General features: G+C 71.0%; 13 protein-coding genes. 4 read left to right on the plus strand and 9 right to left on the minus strand.

What is annotated here, in order from left to right; translation table 11 throughout:
• Positions 1-71: 71 nt before the first annotated feature.
• The 6 genes from OHS18_RS18585 to OHS18_RS18610 form a co-directional block, all read right to left on the minus strand.
• On the minus strand, positions 72-2,408 hold the full coding sequence (locus OHS18_RS18585) for a GH92 family glycosyl hydrolase (protein WP_328617899.1): 2,337 nt from the start codon (positions 2,406-2,408) through the stop codon (positions 72-74).
• A gap of 94 nt (positions 2,409-2,502) precedes the next feature.
• Positions 2,503-2,967: a hypothetical protein gene (locus OHS18_RS18590; protein WP_328617900.1), complete on the minus strand. Its 465-nt coding sequence runs from the start codon at positions 2,965-2,967 to the stop codon at positions 2,503-2,505.
• A gap of 82 nt (positions 2,968-3,049) precedes the next feature.
• Positions 3,050-4,507, minus strand: a complete 1,458-nt coding sequence (locus OHS18_RS18595; protein ID WP_328617901.1) for an amidohydrolase — start codon at positions 4,505-4,507, stop codon at positions 3,050-3,052.
• Between the two features lie 234 nt (positions 4,508-4,741).
• On the minus strand, positions 4,742-6,316 hold the full coding sequence (locus OHS18_RS18600) for an ABC transporter permease (RefSeq protein WP_328617902.1): 1,575 nt from the start codon (positions 6,314-6,316) through the stop codon (positions 4,742-4,744).
• Positions 6,313-7,221, minus strand: coding sequence for an ABC transporter ATP-binding protein (locus OHS18_RS18605; RefSeq protein ID WP_328617903.1), 909 nt, complete (start codon positions 7,219-7,221; stop codon positions 6,313-6,315). The genes OHS18_RS18600 and OHS18_RS18605 overlap by 4 nt, the downstream gene beginning before the upstream one ends.
• A 2-nt stretch (positions 7,222-7,223) precedes the next feature.
• Positions 7,224-7,865, minus strand: coding sequence for a TetR/AcrR family transcriptional regulator (locus tag OHS18_RS18610; RefSeq protein WP_328617904.1), 642 nt, complete (start codon positions 7,863-7,865; stop codon positions 7,224-7,226).
• Positions 7,866-8,102: 237 nt separating this feature from the next.
• Here OHS18_RS18610 and OHS18_RS18615 point away from each other — a divergent pair, with 237 nt between their 5' ends.
• Both OHS18_RS18615 and OHS18_RS18620 read left to right on the plus strand, forming a co-directional pair.
• Positions 8,103-11,339, plus strand: coding sequence for a S8 family serine peptidase (locus OHS18_RS18615; RefSeq protein ID WP_328617905.1), 3,237 nt, complete (start codon positions 8,103-8,105; stop codon positions 11,337-11,339).
• A 174-nt stretch (positions 11,340-11,513) separates the two neighbouring features.
• Complete coding sequence (locus tag OHS18_RS18620; protein WP_328617906.1) at positions 11,514-12,905, plus strand: galactose-binding domain-containing protein; 1,392 nt, start codon at positions 11,514-11,516, stop codon at positions 12,903-12,905.
• Here OHS18_RS18620 and OHS18_RS18625 read toward each other — a convergent pair.
• Entirely contained in the window at positions 12,893-14,056 is a 1,164-nt protein-coding gene (locus OHS18_RS18625; protein ID WP_328617907.1) for an ROK family transcriptional regulator, read from the minus strand. The genes OHS18_RS18620 and OHS18_RS18625 overlap by 13 nt on opposite strands.
• Before the next feature lie 98 nt (positions 14,057-14,154).
• Between OHS18_RS18625 and xylA the strand changes: the two genes are divergently transcribed.
• Complete coding sequence (gene xylA / locus OHS18_RS18630; RefSeq protein WP_328450890.1) at positions 14,155-15,303, plus strand: xylose isomerase; 1,149 nt, start codon at positions 14,155-14,157, stop codon at positions 15,301-15,303.
• 105 nt (positions 15,304-15,408) lie between these two features.
• Positions 15,409-16,140: an SDR family oxidoreductase gene (locus OHS18_RS18635; protein ID WP_328617908.1), complete on the plus strand. Its 732-nt coding sequence runs from the start codon at positions 15,409-15,411 to the stop codon at positions 16,138-16,140.
• A 60-nt stretch (positions 16,141-16,200) separates the two neighbouring features.
• Here the strand turns inward: OHS18_RS18635 and OHS18_RS18640 are convergent, their stop codons facing one another.
• Both OHS18_RS18640 and OHS18_RS18645 read right to left on the minus strand, forming a co-directional pair.
• Positions 16,201-20,094: a carbohydrate-binding protein gene (locus OHS18_RS18640; RefSeq protein ID WP_328617909.1), complete on the minus strand. Its 3,894-nt coding sequence runs from the start codon at positions 20,092-20,094 to the stop codon at positions 16,201-16,203.
• Between the two features lie 258 nt (positions 20,095-20,352).
• Positions 20,353-21,354, minus strand: coding sequence for a sugar phosphate isomerase/epimerase family protein (locus OHS18_RS18645; RefSeq protein WP_247055364.1), 1,002 nt, complete (start codon positions 21,352-21,354; stop codon positions 20,353-20,355).
• Positions 21,355-21,357: the final 3 nt, after the last annotated feature.

The raw sequence follows: 21,357 nt of genomic DNA on the forward strand, positions 1-21,357 counted from the left end.
TACGACCCGAAAGCCGTGAATGGCACATCGAGGGACTCTGAGTCCTTCGATGTGCCATTCACGGACTTGCGTTACAGCGCGGGAGGCACCGACTTCGTGCCCCACGCCGTCGGGGTGTCGCTCAGGGTGAAGCGGATCGTGCCCGCGCGGAGCAGGTCCTCGTGCGAGATCCAGCTGCGGTCATAGCCACGGTGTCCGATCCGGACGTCCTTGGTGTACTGCAGTTTCGACGCGCTCGCGCCGGGCGCCTCGATCCCGATCTTGCGGCCGTGCTCCGGGTGGATCTCGACCTTCTCGAACATCGGCGTGCTGAGCAGGTACGTCCCGGAGCCGGGCTGGGCTTCGAAGATGCCCGTCATGCCGAAGACGAGCCACGACGAGATGGTGCCGAGGTCGTCGTTGCCCGGCATGCCGTACGGCGTGTCGGTGAAGAGCGTCCGGGCGGCGCGCAGGACGGCCGACGTCTTCCACGGCGCGCCCGTCCAGCTGTACATCCAGGGCGCGTGCAGGTCCGGTTCGTTGTTGGGGTTGAAGGCGAAGTTGTTGTGGTAGTCGTACGCGCCGTGGACCCAGGAGTCCTTGGCGGCCTTCGCCGGGTCGGTGAGCAGCAGCGGCGTGTCGAAGAACGTGTCGAGCCGCTTCTCGGCCTGCCCCGCGCCGCCCATCAGGCCGAACAGCTTCGCGGGGTCCTGCTGGGCGAGCCACTGGTACTGCCACGGCGTGCCCTCGTGGAAGCCGGTGGACTGGGCCGGGTCGGGATCGCCGACGCCGGTGCCGTCCGCCGCGCGGGTGCGCGGGAAGCCGGTGAAACCGTGGGATTCGACGCCGGTGTCCCAGAGTTTCGAGAAGTTGCCGCAGCGCGCGGACAGCGTCTTGGCCTTGTCCTGGTAGCCCAAGCCGGACGCCATTGTGGACAGTGCGCAGTCGGCGAGGGCGTACTCGAGCGTCGCGGACCCGGCCTGGCGGGTGTCGCCGAAGGTGTAACCGGGAACGTCCTGGTAGCCGATCCAGCCGTTCTTGACGTAGTTCGGGTTGCCGTCGCGGCCGCGGAAGATCGACTGGCCCGCGGGGACCTCGGTGGCGTTGCGCCACAACGCGTCGAACAGCTGCCGGGCGGTGCGGTCGTCGAGGAGGCCGCGGCGGTAGTTGTCGACCACCCACGGCGTCACCGGGTCGCCGCTCATCACGTTCGTCTCGCCGCCGGCGAGCGCCCACCGCGGCACCCAGCCGCCGTCCTGGTAGATCTTGAGGACGGACTTGGTCATGTCCGCGGCCTTGTCCGGGTGCAGCAGCGCGACGAGCTGGTTCTGCGAGCGGTAGGTGTCCCACAGCGAGAACATCTGGTAGTACGTGTCGCGGCTGCGGTGCACGGCGTCGTCGAAACCGCGGTAGGAACCGTCCACATCGGACCCGACGGACGGGTGCAGCAGCGAGCGGTAGAGCGCGCTGTAGTACGTGCGCTGGTCGGCGGTGGTCCCGCCGGCGACGCGCAGCCGGTTCAGCTCGTCTTCCCAGGTGTCGTGCGCGGTCTTGCGCGCCTTGTCGAACGAGCGGGGCTGCTCGGTCCTGCGGTTGAGCCGGGCGCCGTCGACCGAGGTGTAGGAGAGGCCGACGGACACGCCGACCTGGTTCTTGTCGGTACCGAAGCTCAGCCATGCGCCGGCACGCTGGCTGCCCAGGCTCGCGTCACGCTGGTTCGGCGTGAGCTTGTTGTCGGTCCAGGTGCCGAAGCTCGTGAACTTGCGGTCGAACTTGGCGCTGAAGAAGACCTTGTAGCGCTCCTTCTGCGTCTCCCAGCAGAAGTTGCCGCCCTGCAGCCAGCCCTCGACGGTGTCGTCGCCGACGACGTGGACGTCCCCGGCGTAGGTGTAGCCGTTGCTCTCGCCGACCTCGATGAGGACGTTCTCGCTCGTGGCGCCGGCCGGGTAGGTGTAGCGGTGCTGGCCGGTGCGCTGCGTCGCGGACAGCTCGGCGTTGATGCCGTTGCCGAGCTTGACGCCGTAGTAACCCGGCTGCCGGGTTTCGTCGGCGTGGCTGAACTTCGCGCCGTACTGCGCGGGATCGCTGCTGGTGACGGCGCCGGTGGTCGGCATGAAGCGGAAGTTGCCCATGGTCTGGCAGCCGACGCCGGAGAGATGGGTGTGGCTGAAGCCGAGGGTGGTGTCCTGCGCGTAGTCGTAGGACGCGTACTTCTTGAGCTGGGTGTCCGGGCTGAGCTGGACCATGCCGAAGGGCGTGGTGGCGCCCGGGAAGGTGGTGCCGTCCCCGTTGTTGCCGATCGAGGTGTCGACGAGCGTGGTCGGGTCGTCGGCGAAGCTGGGCTGGTGCGCCGCCTGCGCGGGGGTCGCGAGGGCGACGGCGGTCACCCCGGCGAGTGTGACGGCCAGGACGCGCGTGCGCGCTCTCATCCGGTTCCTCCTGTGACAACGTTGTCAGTCTGTGGGTGAATCTTTGACGTTGTCCACCGGACAGGTCAAGACCCACGGACGAGGAGGTGGCGGCTCACCCCTTCAGGGCGAGGATCTGCCGGGTGTGGACCGGGACGTGGTCCGCGGCGAGCCCGTCGATGAGGGCCGCCAGCGGGATCGGCTGGTCCAGCACCAGCGCGTCGCCGGACATGAGCAACGCCGGCACCTGGACCGAAGCCGCCTGCTCGTCGAGGGAGCCGGCGATGTCGCAGAGGATGGCGGCCTGGCTCCGGACGTGCCGGGCGAGGTCGGCCCGGCCGGCGTGCCCGGCGATGATCCGGGCGAGGTTCGCCGGGTCGAGGGCGACGCGGTTGTCGAACGCGGGACGCGCTCCCGAGACCACGCCCAGCGCGACCGCGGCGACGGCGGCATCGACGCTGAGGACGTGGGCGAGCACCTGGTCGGCGTTCCAGCCGCCGTCGGCGGCGGCACCGAGGCCCGGCGTCGCCGCCGCGTCGAACAGCTTCTCGTAGGCGGCGCGCAGCGCGGTCGTGTCCATGGTCAGGCACCTTTCGAAGTGGTTGATGTGCAACCAGATAGTTGCACATCAACCACTCGCTACGCAACCCGTGGGTTGCACGTCAGATCTGGTGCGTGACGTGCCCGCCCAGGATGGTCGCCGTGACCGGGAGGCGGCGGAGGTCCGATGGTGCCAGGGAAGCCGGGTCGGCCGCCGTCACCATCAGGTCCGCGACGTCGCCCACCGCGACGCCGCGACGGCCGCCCGAGGCCGCCGCCAGGGCGTCGGCGAACGGGATCGACTGCTCCGGGTGCCACGGCGGGCGGTCGTCGTCGGTGCGGGAGATCGCCGACGCGATGCCGTCCCACGGGTCCAGCGGCGCGACCGGGGCGTCCGAGCCCAGCTCCAGCCGGGCGCCCGTCTCCAGCAGGGACCGGTACGGGAACGCGCGCGCCGTCCGGCCGGGCCAGTGGCGGTCCGCGACGTCGCGGTCGTCCGGCTGGTGGGCCGGCTGCACCGCCGCCACGACGCCGAGGGCCGCGAACCGCGGGACGTCCGCGGGCGAGAGCAGCTGGGCGTGCTCGATCCGGCCCGGGCAGCCGACCTCCTCGAACGCGTCCAGGGCGATCGTGTTGGCCCGGTCGCCGATCGCGTGGACGGCCGGGAGCAGGCCGTGGTCGGACGCGCGGCGCATCAGGGGCACCAACGCGGAAGGCGGGAGTTCCAGCAGCCCCAGCGAATCGCCGCCCGGGTACGGGTCGTGGCAGTAGGCCGTGCGGGTGTTCAGCGAGCCGTCGACGAAGAGCTTGAACGGGCCGACCGTGAGGAGCCCGCCGGAGTCCGGCAGCACGTCGTCGGTGCGGTGGCCGCGCTCGATGGCCTGGTCCAGCAGGTACCGCGCGATGACGCAGGAGACCCGCGTCGCCGGGGTGCCGCGCTCCAGCCGGCGCAGCCAGTCGGTGACGGTGTCGGCGTACTCGTAGTCGACGATCCGGGTCACCCCGCGCGCCGCCGCCGCGCGCACAGCTTCGGCGACCCACCGGTCCTGGACGTCGACGGCGGCCGTGGGCAGCTGGGCCGTCGCGCTCATGCAGTCGTTCTCCAGCAGCACACCGGTCGGGTGGTCCCGCCCGATCAGCTTCAGCGCCGCCGGGCTCAGCCACAGCGTGTGCAGGTCCGCGCTGAACAACGCGACCGCGCGCCCGGGCAGCGCGCGCTGCAGCAGCTCCTTGTGCGGCTTGTCCGGCCAGAGCGCGTCGCGGAAGCCCGCGCCCACGACCAGTTCCGACGGCCGCGACGGCGTCGCCAGCAGGTGCGCCAGCAGCAGCTCGACCGCCTCCCCCGCCGACCGCGCGGCCTCCAGCGGGATGCGGCGGCGGAACGTCGCCCACTGCACGACGTGGACGTGCGCGTCGACCAGGCCCGGCAGCAGCGTGCCGCCGTGCCCGTCGACGATCCGTGCCGCGAAACCGGCCGACCCGGGCTCGGTGATCGAGGCGACGCGGCCGTCGGTGACACGCACGTCCGCGAGCTCGCCGCCGAGTCCCGGCCGCACGCGGCGCAGCAGAAGATCGTCCATGGCCCCACTTTGCCAGGCAGGTCACGTCTGGGTGAAGCACAGCGTGAGATGGGAATTGCCGGGGTATCACCTACCGTTGAAAGCACTGGCAGCCGTCGCCCGCCGAAGGGTCAGGGCCGGTCCATGGGCGCCGCCTTCACAAGCCGCGCAGGGTTCGACTCCCTCGGTTGCCGCCGAAGTCCGTGAATGGCCCATCGAGGGACTCTGAGTCCCTCGATGGGCCATTCACGGCTTTCAGCCCACCGGTATGTCGCGGCGGCGCAAAGCCGCCAGGCCGGCGACGCCCGCCACCGCGGCGATCAGTACCAGCCAGAGCAGCGGGGTCACCGAGAACGTGCCGCCCGGCAGGCGCGGCAGGTGTGCGAACGGCGAGATGCCGAGCACGACGTCGTTCCACTGCAACGCCGAGCCGACCAGCGACAGCAGCAGGAACGCGCCCAGCAGCCCCCACGCCGCCGCGGCGAAACGCGGCAGGAAGCCGATCAACGCCGCCGCGAGCCCGGCCAGGACCCACACCGCCGGCAGCTGCGCCAGGGCCGCGGGGACGAGCCGCGCGCCGTCGCCGTAGGCCAGCCCGGTCGCCAGCCCCGTCACCGCGAGCACGAACGCCGAGCCCAGCAGCGCGAACACCAGGTGCGCGACCGCCCAGCCGACCCGGCCGACGGCCGTGGCCAGCACGGGTTCCGCCCGGCCGGCGGCCTCTTCGGCGCGCAGCTTCAGCGTCGCCTGCACCGCGTAGCCCGCCGCCGCGAGGCCGAACAAAGTCATCGTCCCGGCCAGGTACGCGTCCGTCACCGCGCCCCCGCCGCCGAGCCGCTCGAAGACGTCGGCGACGGCTTTGTTGTCCCGCACCAGGTCCGAGACGTTCTGCGCGACCCCGCCCAGCAGGAGCCCGACCAGCGCCAGGCAGACCGTCCAGACCAGCAGCGTCCCGCGTTGCAGCCGCCAGGCCAGCGCCAGCGGCGAGCGCAGGGACGCCTTCGCCGCGGGACGGCCGAGCCGCGCGGGCAGCAGCGCCGCGCCGAGGTCACGCCGGGCCGAAAGCACCACAGCGGCCACGAACGACAGGGCCGTGAAGGCCACCCCCAGCAGCAGCACCCACCACCGCTCCCCCGCGAACGGGCGCAGCCGGTGCGCCCAGCCGATCGGCGACAGCCACGCGAGCCAGCCCGCCGACCCGCCGGTCGTCTCGCTGCTGTCCCCGGCGGCGCGCAGCAGGAACGCCAGCACCAGCACGCCGATCCCGATGCCCCGGGCGCCGCTCGCCCCCCACGTGAGCTGCGCGGTGACCGCGCCGACGGCGGCGAACACCCAGCCCGTCATGGTGAAGCCGAGCCCCAGGGCCAACGCCCCGGCCGCCGGAACCCCCTGCGCCGACACGCCGAGCGCGACCAGCAGGCCGTACACCAGGCACGCACCGCAGGCGGCGAGCACGGCGGCGACGAGCCCCGCGTGCCGGCCGACGACGGTCGCGCCGGTCAGCTCGCGGCGGCCGGCTTCCTCCTCGGTCCGGGTGTGCCGGACGACGGTGAGCAGCGCGATCAGCCCGGCCACTACCGGGACGAACCCGCACTGCCAGGCCAGCAACTCCCCGGCGGAAGGGCCGTACAGCGGCCCGTTGCGGACGGCGAACGTCGCGCTGGTGACGTTCAGGTCGTAGAAGTGCTGCCGCGCCGCGGCGTCCGGGTAGGCGGCGTTGATCGACGACAGGTACCCCAGCGGCGCGATCGTCAGGGCGACGATCCACAGCGGCATGAGGAACCGGTCGCGGCGCAGCACCAGCCGCAGCAGCGACCAGGTGCCGGTCATCGCGCCGCTCCGACCGGCTCGTCGTGCCGGTAGTGGCGGAGGAACAGCTCTTCCAGCGTCGGCGGGCGGCTCACGAGGGTGCGCAGCCCGGCGGCGGCCAGGTGCCGCATCACACCGGCCAATGCGGACTGGTCGACCGAGAGGCGGACCTGCGAGCCGGACGTGCTGAGGTCGTGGATCCCGGGCAGCGAAGCCAGGTCCGCGGGGACGTGCTCGAGGGAGGCGTCGATGGTGATCCGGCCCAGGTGCCGCAGCTCGTCGAGCGAGCCGGACTCGACGGTCCGGCCGGCGCGGATGATCGTGACGCGGTCGCACAGCGCCTCGACCTCCGAGAGGATGTGCGAGGACAGCAGCACGGTCCGGTCGCCGCGGTCGCGTTCCTCCTCGATGACCTGGCGGAAGACCTCTTCCATGAGCGGGTCGAGCCCGGACGTCGGCTCGTCGAGCACCAGCAGCTCCACGTCGGCGGCCAGCGCGGCGACCAGCGCGACCTTCTGCCGGTTGCCCTTCGAGTACGTCCGGCCCTTCTTGCGCGGGTCGAGGTCGAAGCGCTCGACGAGTTCCGCGCGCCGCGCCTTGTCGAGCCCGCCGCGCAGCCGGCCGAGCAGGTCGATGACCTCGCCGCCGGTGAGGTTGGGCCAGAGGGTGACGTCGCCGGGCACGTACGCGAGCCGCCGGTGCAGCTCGGTGGCGTCGGTCCAGGGGTTGCCGCCGAGCAGGGTGGCGCGGCCGCTGTCGGCCCGCATCAGCCCCAGCAGCACGCGGATCGTGGTGGTCTTGCCGGCGCCGTTGGGTCCGAGGAACCCGTGCACCTCGCCGGTGTGGACGGTCAGGTCGAGCCCGTCGAGGGCCTTCGCCGCACCGAACGCCTTGGTGAGGCCGTCGGCGGTGATCGCTTCGGCCATCATCAGTCCTTCCGTGGTTGTTCGCCGGGGTTCTTGGCCAGCGCTTCGCGGGCCTTTTCGAGCAGTTCGGGGGTGGCCAGCGGGTGGGTGAAGAGGTACCCGGCGGCGGTCATCATGCGGAGCATCGCCTCGGGGGTGCCGGGCTCCTCGCCGAGCGCCCGCGCGATGTGGTCCTGCAGGATCATCAGCCCGCCGGTCATCGCGGTGAGCGCGGCGGCGGCGGCCCGCGGATCGGGCACGTCGAGCCCGGAGTCGGCGAAGTACCGCTCGGTCCCGTCGACGATCTCGTGGAACTGCTCGGCGGCGGCGTCGGAGCCGTCGATCATGCCGCGGCCCATGTAGCGGCGGTAGAGCAGCTGACGGGCGTCGAACGCCGGGATGAACCCGGGGTTCGCGTGCCCCTTCTCCAGCGCCTCCTCCTTGAACCGCATCAGCTCGGCGAAGACGTGGGTGTCGCACGCTTTGCGCAACCCGTCCTTCGACCCGAAGTGGTGCCGGATCAGGCCGCCGGAAACACCGGCGGCCTGGGCGATGTCGAGGATCGACGTCTTCTCCACCCCGTTTTCGGTGAACAGCCTGATGGCGGCGTCGCGGATGCGGGCGCGCGCGGTGAGGTCCTCGAAGGCGGGACCACTCTCGGTCATGGAACGGGCCTATCTGTCGACGCAGCTTGCTACTCGTGAATGTAGCCCCCTATATGCACGTATAGCAAGGTGGGCACATCACGCTCCGGCGTCGCATCCGGTTGCCTCCCAACCGGCGATCCCGTTAGGCCATTCGGCCCGCAACCAATTGCGGGTAATGGGCTAAGTGTCTTATTGCTGCGGATCATCCCGCGATGTGTACTGCTCGCAAGCATCTCTTCACGAAGGGCTCACGCAGTGACACAGCTCAGATCCAGCTGGAGACGGCGGGCCGGGATCACCGTCCTCGCCACCGCTCTCGGCGCCTCCGTCCTCGGCATCGCCGTTCCGGTGGCGTCCGCCCAGCAGGCCCCGCCGGTCGCCGGCGCCGCCGACGGCAGCAAGGCCCTCGACGAGCACGACCGCACGCTCGTCGCCGAAGCCGAGAAGGCCGGCAAGCCCGACGTGACCCTGCTGGTCGCGGCCGAGAAGGGCCAGACCGGCGCCGCCGTGAACGAGCTCAAGGCGCTCGGCGGAGTCGTCCAGTCGACCGACACCAAGCTCGACTACGTCAAGGTGAGCGTCCCGACCGGGAACGCCGGCAAGGCCGCGAAGCTCAAGTCGGTCAGCGCCGTCGACGTCGACGGTCTCATCGTGCGTGACGACCCCAAGCCCGACGGCGCGCAGGACCCGGCCCCGCAGCCCGCGCCGGGCAAGAACACCCCGCGCGTGAACCCCTACCTGCCGACCGGTGACACCTACGCCGCGCAGTTCGGCCAGGTCCTGCCCAACTGGGACGGCAAGGACACCACGGTCGCGGTGCTCGACTCCGGTGTCGACCTCGACACCCCCGCGCTGGCGAAGACCAGCCACGGCGAGCGCAAGATCGTCGACTGGTACAACGCCAACGCCACCAACTCCGGGGACGGCACCTGGGTCGCACAGTCGACCCAGACCTACACCGGCACCTTCACCGCGAACGGCAAGACCTGGACGGCGCCGGCCACCGGCGGCCCGTACACGTTCGGCGCGTTCAGCGAGACCGCGGGCGACCTCGGTGCCGCGGACAGCGAGACCGGCGGTGACATCAACCGCGACGGCGACCGCGCCGACTCCTGGGGCGTGCTGCTCGACCCGGCGACCAAGCAGGTCCGCGTCGACCTCAACGGCAACGGTGACTTCACCGACGAGAAGCCGATGACCGACTACAAGACCAACTACGACGTCGGCTTCTTCGGCACCGACAACCCGGCGACCGACATCGCCGAGCGGATGGCCTTCGTCGTCCAGACCGACAAGCCGGGCTTCGTCGGCATCGGCATCGCCGGCGCCGAGCACGGCTCGCACGTCGCGGGCATCGCCACCGGCAACGACCTGTTCGGCGGCAAGATGGACGGCGCGGCCCCGGGCGCGAAGGTCCTGGCGGTCAAGGTCTGCCTCACCGGCGCGGCCTGCACCTCCAGCGGCCTGATCGACGGCGTCGTCTACGCGGCCAGCCACGGCGCGGACGTCATCAACATCTCGATCGGCGGCCTGCCCTCGCTCAACGACGGCAACAACGCCCGCGCGGAGCTCTACAACCGCACGATCGCCGAGTACAACGTCCAGATCTTCATCTCGGCCGGCAACAGCGGCGCCGGGGCGAACACCGTCGGCGACCCGTCGGTGGCCACGGACGCGATCTCGGTCGGTTCGTACATCACCAAACAGACCTGGCTCGCGGACTACGGTTCGAAGACCCAGAACGCCGAGTCGCTGCACCCGTTCTCCTCGCGCGGCCCGCGTGAAGACGGTGGCTTCAAGCCCGACATCATCGCGCCCGGCGCGGCGATCTCGACCACCCCGCGCTGGGAAGCGCCGGGCCCCGTGGCCGGTACCTACAGCCTGCCGGCCGGTTACGCGATGCTGCAGGGCACCTCGATGGCCTCGCCCCAGGCGACCGGTGCGGCCGCCCTGCTGGTGAGCGCGTACAAGGCGACGCACAACGGCCAGCGGCCGCCGGTCGCGCAGCTGCGTTCGGCGATCAAGTCGACCGCGCGGTTCGTGCCGGGCATCGACGCCTACGCCCAGGGCGCGGGCCTGTTCAACGTGCCCGCCGCGTTCGTCGCGCTGTCGCTCAACCCGAAGCCGGACGCCGTCTCGACGTCGGTCGAGGTCCACACGGTGCAGTCGAACCTGCTGGCGACGCCGAACACCGGCGTCGGCATCCACGACCGCGAGGGCGTGACCACCGGCCAGGCCTACACCCGCACGTACACGATCACGCGGACGTCGGGCTCGGCGAACCCGGTGCTCTACTTCGCGCGGTGGGTCGGCAACGACGGCACGTTCTCCTCGGCGGGTACCGTCGCGGTGCCGCTGAACAAGCCGGTGACCTTCCAGGTCAAGGTGAACCCGAAGAACGCCGGCGCGCACTCGGCGCTGCTGTACCTGGACAACCCGCTGACCATCGGCGTCGACGTGCAGACCCTCAACACGGTCTTCGCGCCGCAGGAGTTCACCGCCGCCAAGGGTTACCAGGTCGACGTGTCCGGCAAGATCGCCCGCAACCAGGCGACCAGCTACTTCGTGAAGGTGCCCCAGGGCGCCAGCGCGCTGAAGGTGGACCTGGACGCCGGCGGCGGCGCCAAGGGCAAGGGCCAGGTCCGGTTCCTGCGCTACGACCCGACCGGCGTGCCGGCCGAGGCGAGCACGTCCACGACGTACTGCTACCTGCCCGACGCGGGCGCGGGCTGCCCCGGCGGCACGCCGACCAGCCGGACGTTCGCCAACCCACAGCCGGGTGTCTGGGAGATCGTCGTCGAAGCGCGCCGGACGTCCGATGTGGACAGTGCGGCGTACAAGCTGAGCGCTTCGGTGCTCGGTACGACGATCACGCCGAACCCCGACACGATCGCCTCCGCCACGCTGAACACGCCGATCGCGCGGTCCTACACCGTGACGAACACGCTCGGCGCGTTCACCGGGCACCTGCTCGGCGCCACGCTGGGCAGCGCGAAGGTGTCGCGGCCGACGATCGCCGAAGGCGCGCAGCAGCAGTACCAGATCGCGGTGACGCCGGGCTCGACGTCGCTGACGGCCACGATCGGCAAGACGTCCGACGTCGGCGCCGACCTGGACCTGGTGCTGTACAACTGCACCACGGGCTCCTGCGTGGTGGCGGGCCAGAGTGCGGACGGTGACTCCGAGGAGTCGGTGACCATCGCCAACCCGGCGGCGGGCACCTGGGTCGCGCTGGTCGACGGCTACGCGGTGCCGGCCGGCACCACGCAGTACGACTACGTCGACGTGTTCACCAACCCGGCGTTCGGCTCGGTCGCCCTGACCGACCCGGTCGCGGCGCACGCCTCGGGCAGCACGTGGACGGTGCCGGCGACGGTCACCGCCACCGCCGCCCCGGCGGCAGGGCGCGTCCTGCGCGGTCAGCTGACCGTGCAGACCGACACCGGTGTCACGGTCGGCAGCTCGCTGGTGCAGATCAACGCCGTGAGCTAGTTCCGTCCCGCTGAACGGAAACCGCCCCGGGTTCGCCCGGGGCGGTTTTCGCGTTCCGGGCGGCTTTCCTGGTGGCTTTCCGACGCAAGTTTGCGTATGTGCGTGGAAGTGTTGCGGGATTTCGCGTGGCGTCCGTATGGTCTGGAACACCCCGAATCTCCCGAGAGGGTCCCCATGCGACGGATTTCGACGTTGTTCGCCGCACTTCTCCTGCTGGCGGCCACCTTGCCGGGCGTCGCGCACGCCGCGGCGCTCTCCACCCGGACCCACCTGTTCTACTACCCCTGGTACGGCAACAGCGGCGGCGCCTACCGCCACTGGGATCAAGGCGGCCACACGCCGCCCGCCGACATCGGCGCGAACTTCTACCCGGCACTCGGCCCGTACGATTCCGGCGACTTCGCGGGCGCGGTCGAGCAGCACATGCGGTGGATCGAGCAGTCCGGCGCCGGGGTGATCGTCTACAGCTGGTGGGGCCAGGGGTCCTATGAGGACGGTCTGGCCGCCGGCGTGCTCGAAGCCGCGGCCCGGCACGGGATCGGGGTCGCCTGGCACCTGGAGCCCTACAGCGGGCGGACGGCTTCGTCCACCGTGGCCGATATCGGGTACCTGACCAGCCGGTACGGGGCGAGCCCGGCGTTCTACCGCGAGGGCGGCCGCGGCGCGTTCTACGTCTTCGAAAGCCTGCGCATCACCGACTGGACGGCGCTGGACCAGGTGCGCTCGTCGGCGATCGTGCTGGCGCAGACGACGGACACGAGCAAGGTCGCGCACTTCGGCGGGATGTACACCTACGACGCGATCGCCGGGGCGACGGCACCGGGGTGGCGCGAGGCGAGCGCCTACTGCGACGCGAACGGCCTGGTGTGGGCGCCGTCGGTCGGCCCGGGGTACAACGACGACCGCGCGGTGCCGGGCAACACGACCCCGACCCTGGGCCGCGACAACGGCGCCACCTACGACCGCGAATGGCAGAACGCGCTTTCCTCGAACGCCGACTGGGTTTCGGTGACGTCGTTCAACGAGTGGCACGAGGGCTCGATCATCGAGCCGGCCCGCTCGTCACCGCCGTCTTCGGCGTATGAGACTTTCTCCGGTGCCTACGGGACGTCGGGTGCCGCGTCGGAAACCGCTTACCTGGACCGGACGCGCTACTGGGCCGCGCAGCTCGGCGGTCCCCCACCTGCTTCGGTCAACCTCGCTCAGGGCAAGGCCGTCTCCGCGAGCGGCTCGCAGGGCGGGTTCCCGCCAGGCAACGCCGTCGACGGAAACGCGTCGAGTTACTGGGAAAGCACGAACAACGCGTTCCCGCAGACCCTGACGGTGGACCTCGGCCCGGCGGCGACCGCCGGGCGGCTGGTGCTGAAGCTGCCGCCCGCGTGGGGTCGTCGCACGCAGACGATCGCCGTGAACGACGGCGCGCCGGCGGGGTACGTGTTCGACCCGGCGACCGGCAACAGCGTGACGCTCACGATCCCGGCGCAGCGGTACCTGAAGCTCACCTTCACCGGCAACACCGGCTGGCCGGCCGGGCAACTGTCCGAAGTGGAGGCTTACGCCTCCTGAGCCCGCACCAGGAACGGCGCCGGGTCGGCGAGCACGCGGTGCACGACCCGGCCCGCCGCGCCGAGCGTGGCGGCGTCACCACCCAGCCGGGACGCCGTGAGCACCGGCGGCGCGCCCCGGAGGCCGCCGAGCCGGGCGGCCAGGACGTCGGCGACCGGCTCGGCCAGCCACGGGTACAGCGGGGTGAACACGCCGCCGAGCACGATGCGGTCGAGGTCGAGCAGGTTCACCGCCGACGCCAGCGCGACACCGAGAGCGCGTCCGGCCGCGGCACAGGCGTCCAGCGCTTCCCGGTCTCCCTCGGCGAGAGCGGCCAGGAGCGCGGCCACCGTCGGGGTCTTTCCGGCCGCCAGCAACGCTTCCTGGCCGGCGTAGGTCTCCAGGCAGCCGCTCCCGCCGCAGCGGCACGCCGGGCCGTCCGGCGTCACGACGACGTGGCCCAGCTCGCCGGCCAGCCCCCGGGACCCGGCGAACAGCTCGCCGTCGACGACCAGGCCGGCACCGATGCCGACCTCGCCGGAGACGTAGAGGAAGTCGCGCTCGCCGTCGCCGTACCAGAGCTCGCCGAGCGCGGCGAGGTTCGCTTCGTTGTCCAGCTCGACCGGGACGGGCAGGCGCAGCAGGTCGGCCGCGCGGACGTCCTGCCAGCCGAGGTTGGGGGCACTGAACAGGACACCGTCGCCGACCGGGCCGGACACCGCGAGCACGGCGCCCGCGAGGTCGAGCCCGAGCCGGCGCGCGTCGGTGATGGCTTCATCGGCAAGGGCCTGCAGTTCGGCCAGGACCTTCTTCGGCCGTGAGCCGCGGTTGTCGCGGTCGCGACGGGCGGCGAACCGGACCGCGCCGGTGAGATCCAGCACACGGACGGCGAGGTAGTCGACGTTGATCTCCAGGCCCAGGGACGCGATCCGGGCGCCGCTGAGCACGACGTCCACCCCCGGCCGGCCGCGCTCGCCCACACGGGCGGGCCCGGTCTCGGCCAGCAGGCCGGCGTCCACGAGATCGCCGACGAGCTTGGAGACCGTGGACTTGGTGAGCCCGGTGAGCTCGGCGAGGGCGGCCCTGGTCAGCGGGCCGTTGCGGCTGACCTCGCCCAGCACGACCTCGAGGTTGCGAGCGCGCATCTCCTCGTGCCGCACGGCCTGGGTCATCGTGTCCCTCCTGCCGAGCACTCTATCCGGGCTCTTGACGCCCGGGACCCCGCGGCGCACTATTTAGTCTACAACGTGAACTAAATGAAGGGACAGTCATGGACGACTACGCCCCCCAGGCGGCCGACAAGTTCACCTTCGGCCTCTGGACCGTGGGCTGGCCGGCGAACGACCCGTTCGGGGTCGCCACGCGGCCGGCGCTGGACCCGGTGGAGAGCGTGCACCGGCTGGCGGAGCTGGGCGCCTACGGGGTGACGTTCCACGACGACGACCTGCTGGCCACCGAGCCCGACCGCGACAAGGCGATCGAGCGGTTCCGCAAGGCGCTCGCCGAGACCGGCCTCAAGGTGCCGATGGCGACGACGAACCTGTTCACCCACCCGGTGTTCAAGGACGGCGGCCTGACCAGCAACGACCGTGACGTCCGCCGCTACGCGCTGCGCAAGGTGCGGCGCAACATCGACCTGGCGGCCGAGCTGGGTGCGGAGACCTACGTCGTCTGGGGCGGCCGCGAGGGCGCCGAGTCCGACGGTGCGAAGGACGTCCGCGCGGCCCTGGACCGGTACAAGGAGGGCCTCGACGCGCTCGCCGAGTACGTCGTCGAGAAGGGCTACTCGCTGCGGTTCGCGCTGGAGCCGAAGCCCAACGAGCCGCGCGGCGACATCCTGCTGCCGACGATCGGGCACGCGCTCGGCTTCATCTCGCAGCTGGAGCGGTCCGAGATGTTCGGGCTCAACCCGGAGGTCGGGCACGAGCAGATGGCCGGGCTGAACTTCGTGCACGGCATCTCGCAGGCGCTGTGGCAGGGCAAGCTGTTCCACATCGACCTGAACGGCCAGCACGGCCCCAAGTTCGACCAGGACCTGATCTTCGGCCACGGCGACGTGAAGAGCGCGTTCTTCCTGGTCGACCTGCTGGAGAACGGCGGCTACGAGGGCCCGCGCCACTTCGACTACAAGCCGCTGCGCACCGAGGACCCCGCGGACGTCTGGGTCTCCGCGGCCGCGAACATGCGGACGTACCTGATCCTGAAGGAGAAGTCCCGCAAGTTCCGCGCCGACCCGGAGGTCGTGGAGGCCCTCGCGGCGTCCCGGGTCCCGGAGCTGTCGACGCCGACGCTGGCCCCGGGCGAGTCCCTGGACGACCTGCAGAAGGACGACTTCGACCTGGACGCTGCCGCGGTCCGCGGCTACCACTTCACCCACCTGAACCAGCTGGCCCTGGAGCACCTCCTCGGCGTCCGCTGAAAGTCCGTGAAGGACTCCTTGAGGGACTCTGAGTCCCTCAAGGAGTCCTTCACGGACCTCCGTTCGGCGGACCCGAGGGGCCGGGTGGCTAACTAGGGTTTCCGCATGACAGTTGCCTTGGTCACCAATGTGACGCAGTACGCGGGTCCCGCCGGTACGACGGCGCTCGCCGCCGACGGGTTCGCCGTCGTCTGCCACGACCGGACGTTCACCGACTCCGTGGTGCGGGAGAAGTTCGCCGCCGAGAACCCGGAGCTGACGCCGATCGCCGAGCAGGAGCCCGAGGCGATGCTCGCCGCCGCGCGGGAGCACGGCCGGGTCGACGTCGTGCTGAGCAACGACTACGTGCCGCCGTCCGCCGTCCAGAAGCCCTTCGACGGCGCGCCGCTCGGTGACCTCGAGTTCCTGATGCGGGAGCTGGTGTACCGGCCGTTCGAGCTGATCCAGGCCGCCACCCCGGCGATGAAGGAGGCCCGGACCGGCCGGATCATCCTGGTGACGTCGGCGGCCGCCGTCCGGCCGCTCGCCGCTGCGGTCCTCTACAGCGCGGCGCGCGCCGCGGCCACCACGCTGATGACCGGGGCCGCCAAGGCGCTGGGCGAGTTCGGCATCCAGTTCAACGCGATCGGCCCCAACTGGTTCGAGAACCCGACCTACTTCCCGCCCGGCCTCTGGGAGTCCGACGCCGACCTGCGCGCGACCGTCGCCAAGGAGGTCCCGCTCCAACGTCTGGGCCAGCAGGAGGAGATGGGCGCCCTGATCGCCTTCCTCGCCTCCGGCAAGTCCACCCCGGTGACCGGCCAGTTCTTCGGCTTCACCGGCGGCTGGCTCCCGTGAAAAGCCGTGAAGGCCCCCTTGCGGGACATAGAGTCCCTCAAGGGGGCCTTCACGGACTTGCTACGACACGGTCAGGGTGTCGATGTCGAACAGGGAACCCTCGCCGCCCCGGAAGACCAGGTGGAGCGGGCCGGTGCCGGAGGACACCGTCGTCGAGACGGTCTGGAACGTCTCCCAGCTGCCCGTGTTCGGGACCGCGACCGTGCCCAGCAGGGTGCCGGTCGCCGAGCCCGCGCGGATCTCGATCGTGCCGCCCGCTCCCGCGGACGAGACGACCGCGCTGAACCGCGTGATCCCGGCTGTGCTCACCGAAGCGAACCCGGCCCAGTCACCGTTTTCGATGTACCCGAGGGTCTGGCCGCCGCTCGCCGGCGCGTGGGACGCGACCTGCACGCCCGAGCCCGACGTGAACGACTCACCTTCCACTGTGGACCCCGAAGGAGGGGCACCGCAGTCCGCGGCGACGACCCCGGCGGCGTACCGGATCCCGCCGACCAGCTCCGTCCGGAACGCACTGTCCGAATAGGACTCGATCGTGTGGCCGAGGCCGGTGTAGAACGCCCGGCCGCTGCCCTGCGGGTGGCACCACGTGATCGGGTGGTCGGCGCCCATCTCGCCGCCGGTGTAGCTCGACTCGTCGAGTGTCTGCAGGACGTGCACCTGGCCGCGCGGGTTCGTGCGGTAGTTGTACAGCTCGTCCGTGCGGTTCCAGACGGCCGGCAGGTGCGCGGTCGCCGGGTGCGTGCGGTCCTCGGTGACGAAGTTCGCCGCCTGGATCGCCGGGTGGCTCTTGAACCACGCGCCGACGAGCTGCCCGTACCACGGCCAGTCGTACTCGGTGTCGGCCGCGGCGTGGATGCCGAGGTAGCCGCCGCCACCGTTCACATAGGACTCGAACGCCGCCTGCTGCGTCGCGTCCAGGACGTCACCGGTGGTCGACAGGAACACGACCGCCTTGTATGCGGCGAGCGAGGAAGTGGTGAACACCGACGCGTCTTCGGTCGCCGTGACGCCGAAGCCGTTGGCCGTGCCCAGTTCCTTGATCGCCTGGATCCCCGCCGGGATCGAATCGTGCCGGAACCCGGCGGTCTTGGAGAACACCAGCACGTTGTACGCGGGATCCACCTGGGTCGGCATGCTGCTCAGGCTAAACGAGTCCACGTCGAACAGGGAACCGGAACCACCGTGGAAAACCAGGAACAACGGCCCGGAGCCGCCGGTCACCGACGTCGTGACGTTCTGGAAGACCTCCCAGCCGCCGGTCGACGGCACCGAAACCGTGCCCAGCAGCGTCCCCGTCGCCGAGCCGGACCGGATCTCGATCGTGCCGCCGGCACCGGCCGACGACACCCGCGCCGTGAACGTCCGCGCGCCCGACGTGCTGACCGACGCGTAGCCGGCCCAGTCGCCGTTTTCGATGTAGCCCAGGGTGTTCCCGCCGCTGGCCGCCGCGTGCGGGGCGATCTGGACGCCGGACCCGGACGTGAACGACTCGCCTTCGACCGCTCCGGACTGGGCCGCGGTGGCGAAGGTGAACGAGTCCAGGTCGAACAGGTTGCCCTGCCCGGTGACGCCCTTGAACACCAGGTACAGCGTCGTCGACCCCGAAGGCCGGTTTGCGAGGTTCGCCGTCACGCTCTGGAACGTGTCCCAGTCACCGGTGTTGGCGACCGCGGCGGACCCGAGCAGGGTGCCGGTCGGTGAGCCGGCGCGCACCTCCAGCGTGCCCCCCGGACCGCCCGAGGACACCCGCGCGCTGATCGACGTCGCGTTGCCCAGCGCGTATGGCGTGAACGAGATCCAGTCGCCGTCGTCGGTGTACCCGACCGTGCGGCCGCCCTCCGCCGAACCGTGGTCGGCGAGCTGGATCCCGGACTGCGCCGAGAAGTGCTCACCCTGACGGTGCCGCGGCTGCAGCTTGCTGACGCTGTGCGAAACCAGGCCGCCGTTGTCAGTGTACTGCGCGTCGAAGACGCCGAAGATGTTCGCCGCGGCGTCGTGCTCACCGTCCACCGGGACGGCGATCGAACCGCTGCACCCGGTCGCCTGGGTGATCTGGTGCTGGTGGCTGTCGTGGCCCAGCAAGTACGTGACCTTGACCTTCGAGCAGTCCAGCGGCCCGTCCTCCGGGTCGCTGCCGGTCACCTGGAACGGCACGGTGTCGCCGAAGGAGAACAGCTGCCCGTCGGCCGGCGTGGTCAGGTTCACCGTCGGCGCGGTGTTCCCGACCGTGACGACCAGGCTCGCGGTGCCGGTGAGGCCGGCCGGGTCGGTCACCGTGAGGCTCGGCGAGTACGTCCCGTTGGTCGTGTAGGTGTGCGCCGGGTTCGCCGCCGTCGACGTCTGGCCGTCGCCGAAGTTCCAGCGATAGGTCAGGGCTCCGCCTTCGGGATCGCTGCTGCCCGCGGACGAGAAGTTCACGGTCAGCGGGTTCGACCCGGACGTCTTGTCGGCCGCGGCCTTCGCGACCGGGTTGCGGTTGGTGCCCGCGAGGTACTCGATCCGGTACAGCGCCTGGTTGTCGCTGCCGGTGCCGTAGTCGAGGACGTACAGCGCGCCGTCCGGGCCGAAGGCCATGTCCATGACCTGCGTGCCGGTCCACGGGAAGTTGTCGATCGTGCCGCGGCTGCCGTCGGCGTTGACGGTGACCGCCTTGATCCACTTCCGCCCGTACTCCCCGGCGAAGAACTTGCCGTCGAGGGACTGCGGGAACTTCACCGTGGACGTCGAAGCGGCGTCGTAGCGGTAGACCGGCCCGCCCATCGGCGACTCCGAGCCGCTGCCGAACTCCGGCGGCGAGCCTTCGTCACCCGCGTACTTGATCCACGCGGCCTTCGGCACCGGCAGCTTGGTGAGCCCGGTGTTGCGGAACGACGAGTTCGTCGGGCCGCCCGCGCAGTCGTACTTCGCCCCGGACGGGCCGCTCGGGAACGCGAAGTGGTTGTACGTCTCGGTCGTCGTGTTCGAGCCGGTGCAGTACGGCCAGCCGAAGTTGCCCGCGCCGGTGATCCGGTCGAACTCGACCTGGCCCTGCGGCCCGCGGTTGGCGTCGGTGACACCGGCGTCCGGGCCGTAGTCGCCGAGGTAGACGACGCCGGTCGCCTTGTCGACACTCATCCGGAACGGGTTGCGGAAGCCCATGCCGTAGATCTCCGGCCGGGTGTTCGCGGTGCCCGGCGCGAAGAGGTTGCCCGACGGGATCGTGTACGTCCCGTCGGGCTGCGGGTGGATCCGCAGCAGCTTGCCGCGCAGGTCGTTCGTGTTGCCGGCCGAGCGCTGCGCGTCGAACTGCGGGTTGCGCGTGGTGCGTTCGTCGATCGGCGAGTAGCTGTCGGAGGAGAACGGGTTCGTGTCGTCGCCGGTGGTCAGGTAGAGGTTGCCGGCGGCGTCGAAGTCGATGTCACCCCCGACGTGACAGCACTGGCCGCGGTCGTTCTGCACGGCCATGACGACCTTTTCGCTGGCCAGGTCGAGGGTGTTGTCCGTCTTGAGGACGAACCTCGACAGGTGCAGCTCGCCCTTGAACGGCGCGAAGTCGGCGGCGGTGCCGTCGGTCGGCGCATCACCGTCCGGTGTGGACAGCCGGGGTGAGAAGTACAGCCAGACGTAGCGGTTGGTGGCGAAGCCGGGGTCGGCGGCGACGCCCTGGAGGCCTTCCTCGTCGTGGGTGTAGACGTTCAGCTTCGCCGCGACGGAGGTCGCACCGGCCGCGGTCGTGACGCGGACGGTGCCGTCGCGGGAGGTGTGCACGACCGAGCGATCCGGGAGCACGGCCAGCGACATCGCTTCGCCGAGCTCGGCGGCGCCGGTGGCGAGGGCGACCTGCTGGTAGTCGGCCGCGGGGACGTCGGCTCCGGCGGGAGCGTCGATGGTGAGCAGGAGGCCGGCGCCCAGGAGCGCGGTGCCGAACAGCCTGGTCCACTTCGCAGGGGACCTTGGGGAAGGGCGCGTCATGCTGGATCCTTCCTGATTTTGAGCGTGCTTCGCCCCGGGTCGGCGCGAAGCCGCTTTCGATCACCTTCCGACGGGGCTGGCGGCCACCCGTTTACGCAGAAGTTTCGGGCGCGTGCCGGTCCTCCCGGCGCGCGTGCTCGGCGGGCCGGCCGGCGTACCTGACGGTCGGCCGGCGTACCCGGAGGGTCGGTTCGCGTGCCGGAACGGCCGACACGCGTACTCCGATGGACGACACGCGTGCCTGGACGGACGACACGGTTACTTCGAGGAGAAGGCGGCGTCGAACGCCGCGGTGGGTGGGGTGAAGTTGAGCTTGCGGACGAACTCCAGGGCCTCCGGCGCGCCGGTCAGGCGGTCCATGCCGGCGTCCTCCCACTCGATCGAAATGGGGCCGGCGTAGCCGATGGCGTTGAGCATGCGGAAGACGTCCTCCCACGGGACGTCGCCGTGGCCGGTGGAGACGAAGTCCCAGCCGCGGCGGGGATCCGCCCACGGGAGGTGCGAGCCGAGGCGGCCGTTGCGGCCGTTGAGCTGCTTGCGCGCCTCCTTGCAGTCGACGTGGTAGATGCGGTCCTTGAAGTCCCACAGGAACCCGACCGGGTCGAGGTCCTGCCAGACGAAGTGCGACGGGTCGAAGTTCAGCCCGAACGCCGCCCGGTGGCCGATCGCCTCCAGGGTCCGGACGGTGCTCCAGTAGTCGTAGGCGATCTCGCTCGGGTGCACCTCGTGGGCGAAGCGGACGCCGACCTCGTCGAAGACGTCGAGGATCGGGTTCCACCGCGTGGCGAAGTCCGCGTACCCGCGTTCGATCATCGACGGCGGCACCGGCGGGAACATCGCCACCGTGTGCCAGATCGACGAGCCGGTGAACCCGACCACAGTGGACACCCCGAGTTTCGCCGCGGCGCGGGCGGTGGCCTTCATCTCCTCCGCCGCCCGCTGCCGGACGCCCTCGGCCTCGCCGTCGCCCCAGATCCGCGCCGGCAGGATGGCCTCGTGCCGCTCGTCGATCGGGTGATCGCAGACGGCCTGGCCCACCAGGTGGTTCGAGATGGTCCACACCTTGAGGTCGTACTTGGCCAGCGTGTCCAGCTTCGCCTGGACGTAGCCGTCTTCGGCCAGCGCCCGGTCCACCTCGAAGTGGTCACCCCAGCAGGCGATCTCGAGGCCTTCGTAGCCCCAGCCGCTCGCCAGCTCGCACACCTCCTCGAACGGAAGATCGGCCCACTGCCCGGTGAACAGCGTCAACGGTCGTGCCATGTT

It is taken from the genome of Amycolatopsis sp. NBC_00355 (assembly GCF_036104975.1).
Lineage (GTDB): Bacteria > Actinomycetota > Actinomycetes > Mycobacteriales > Pseudonocardiaceae > Amycolatopsis.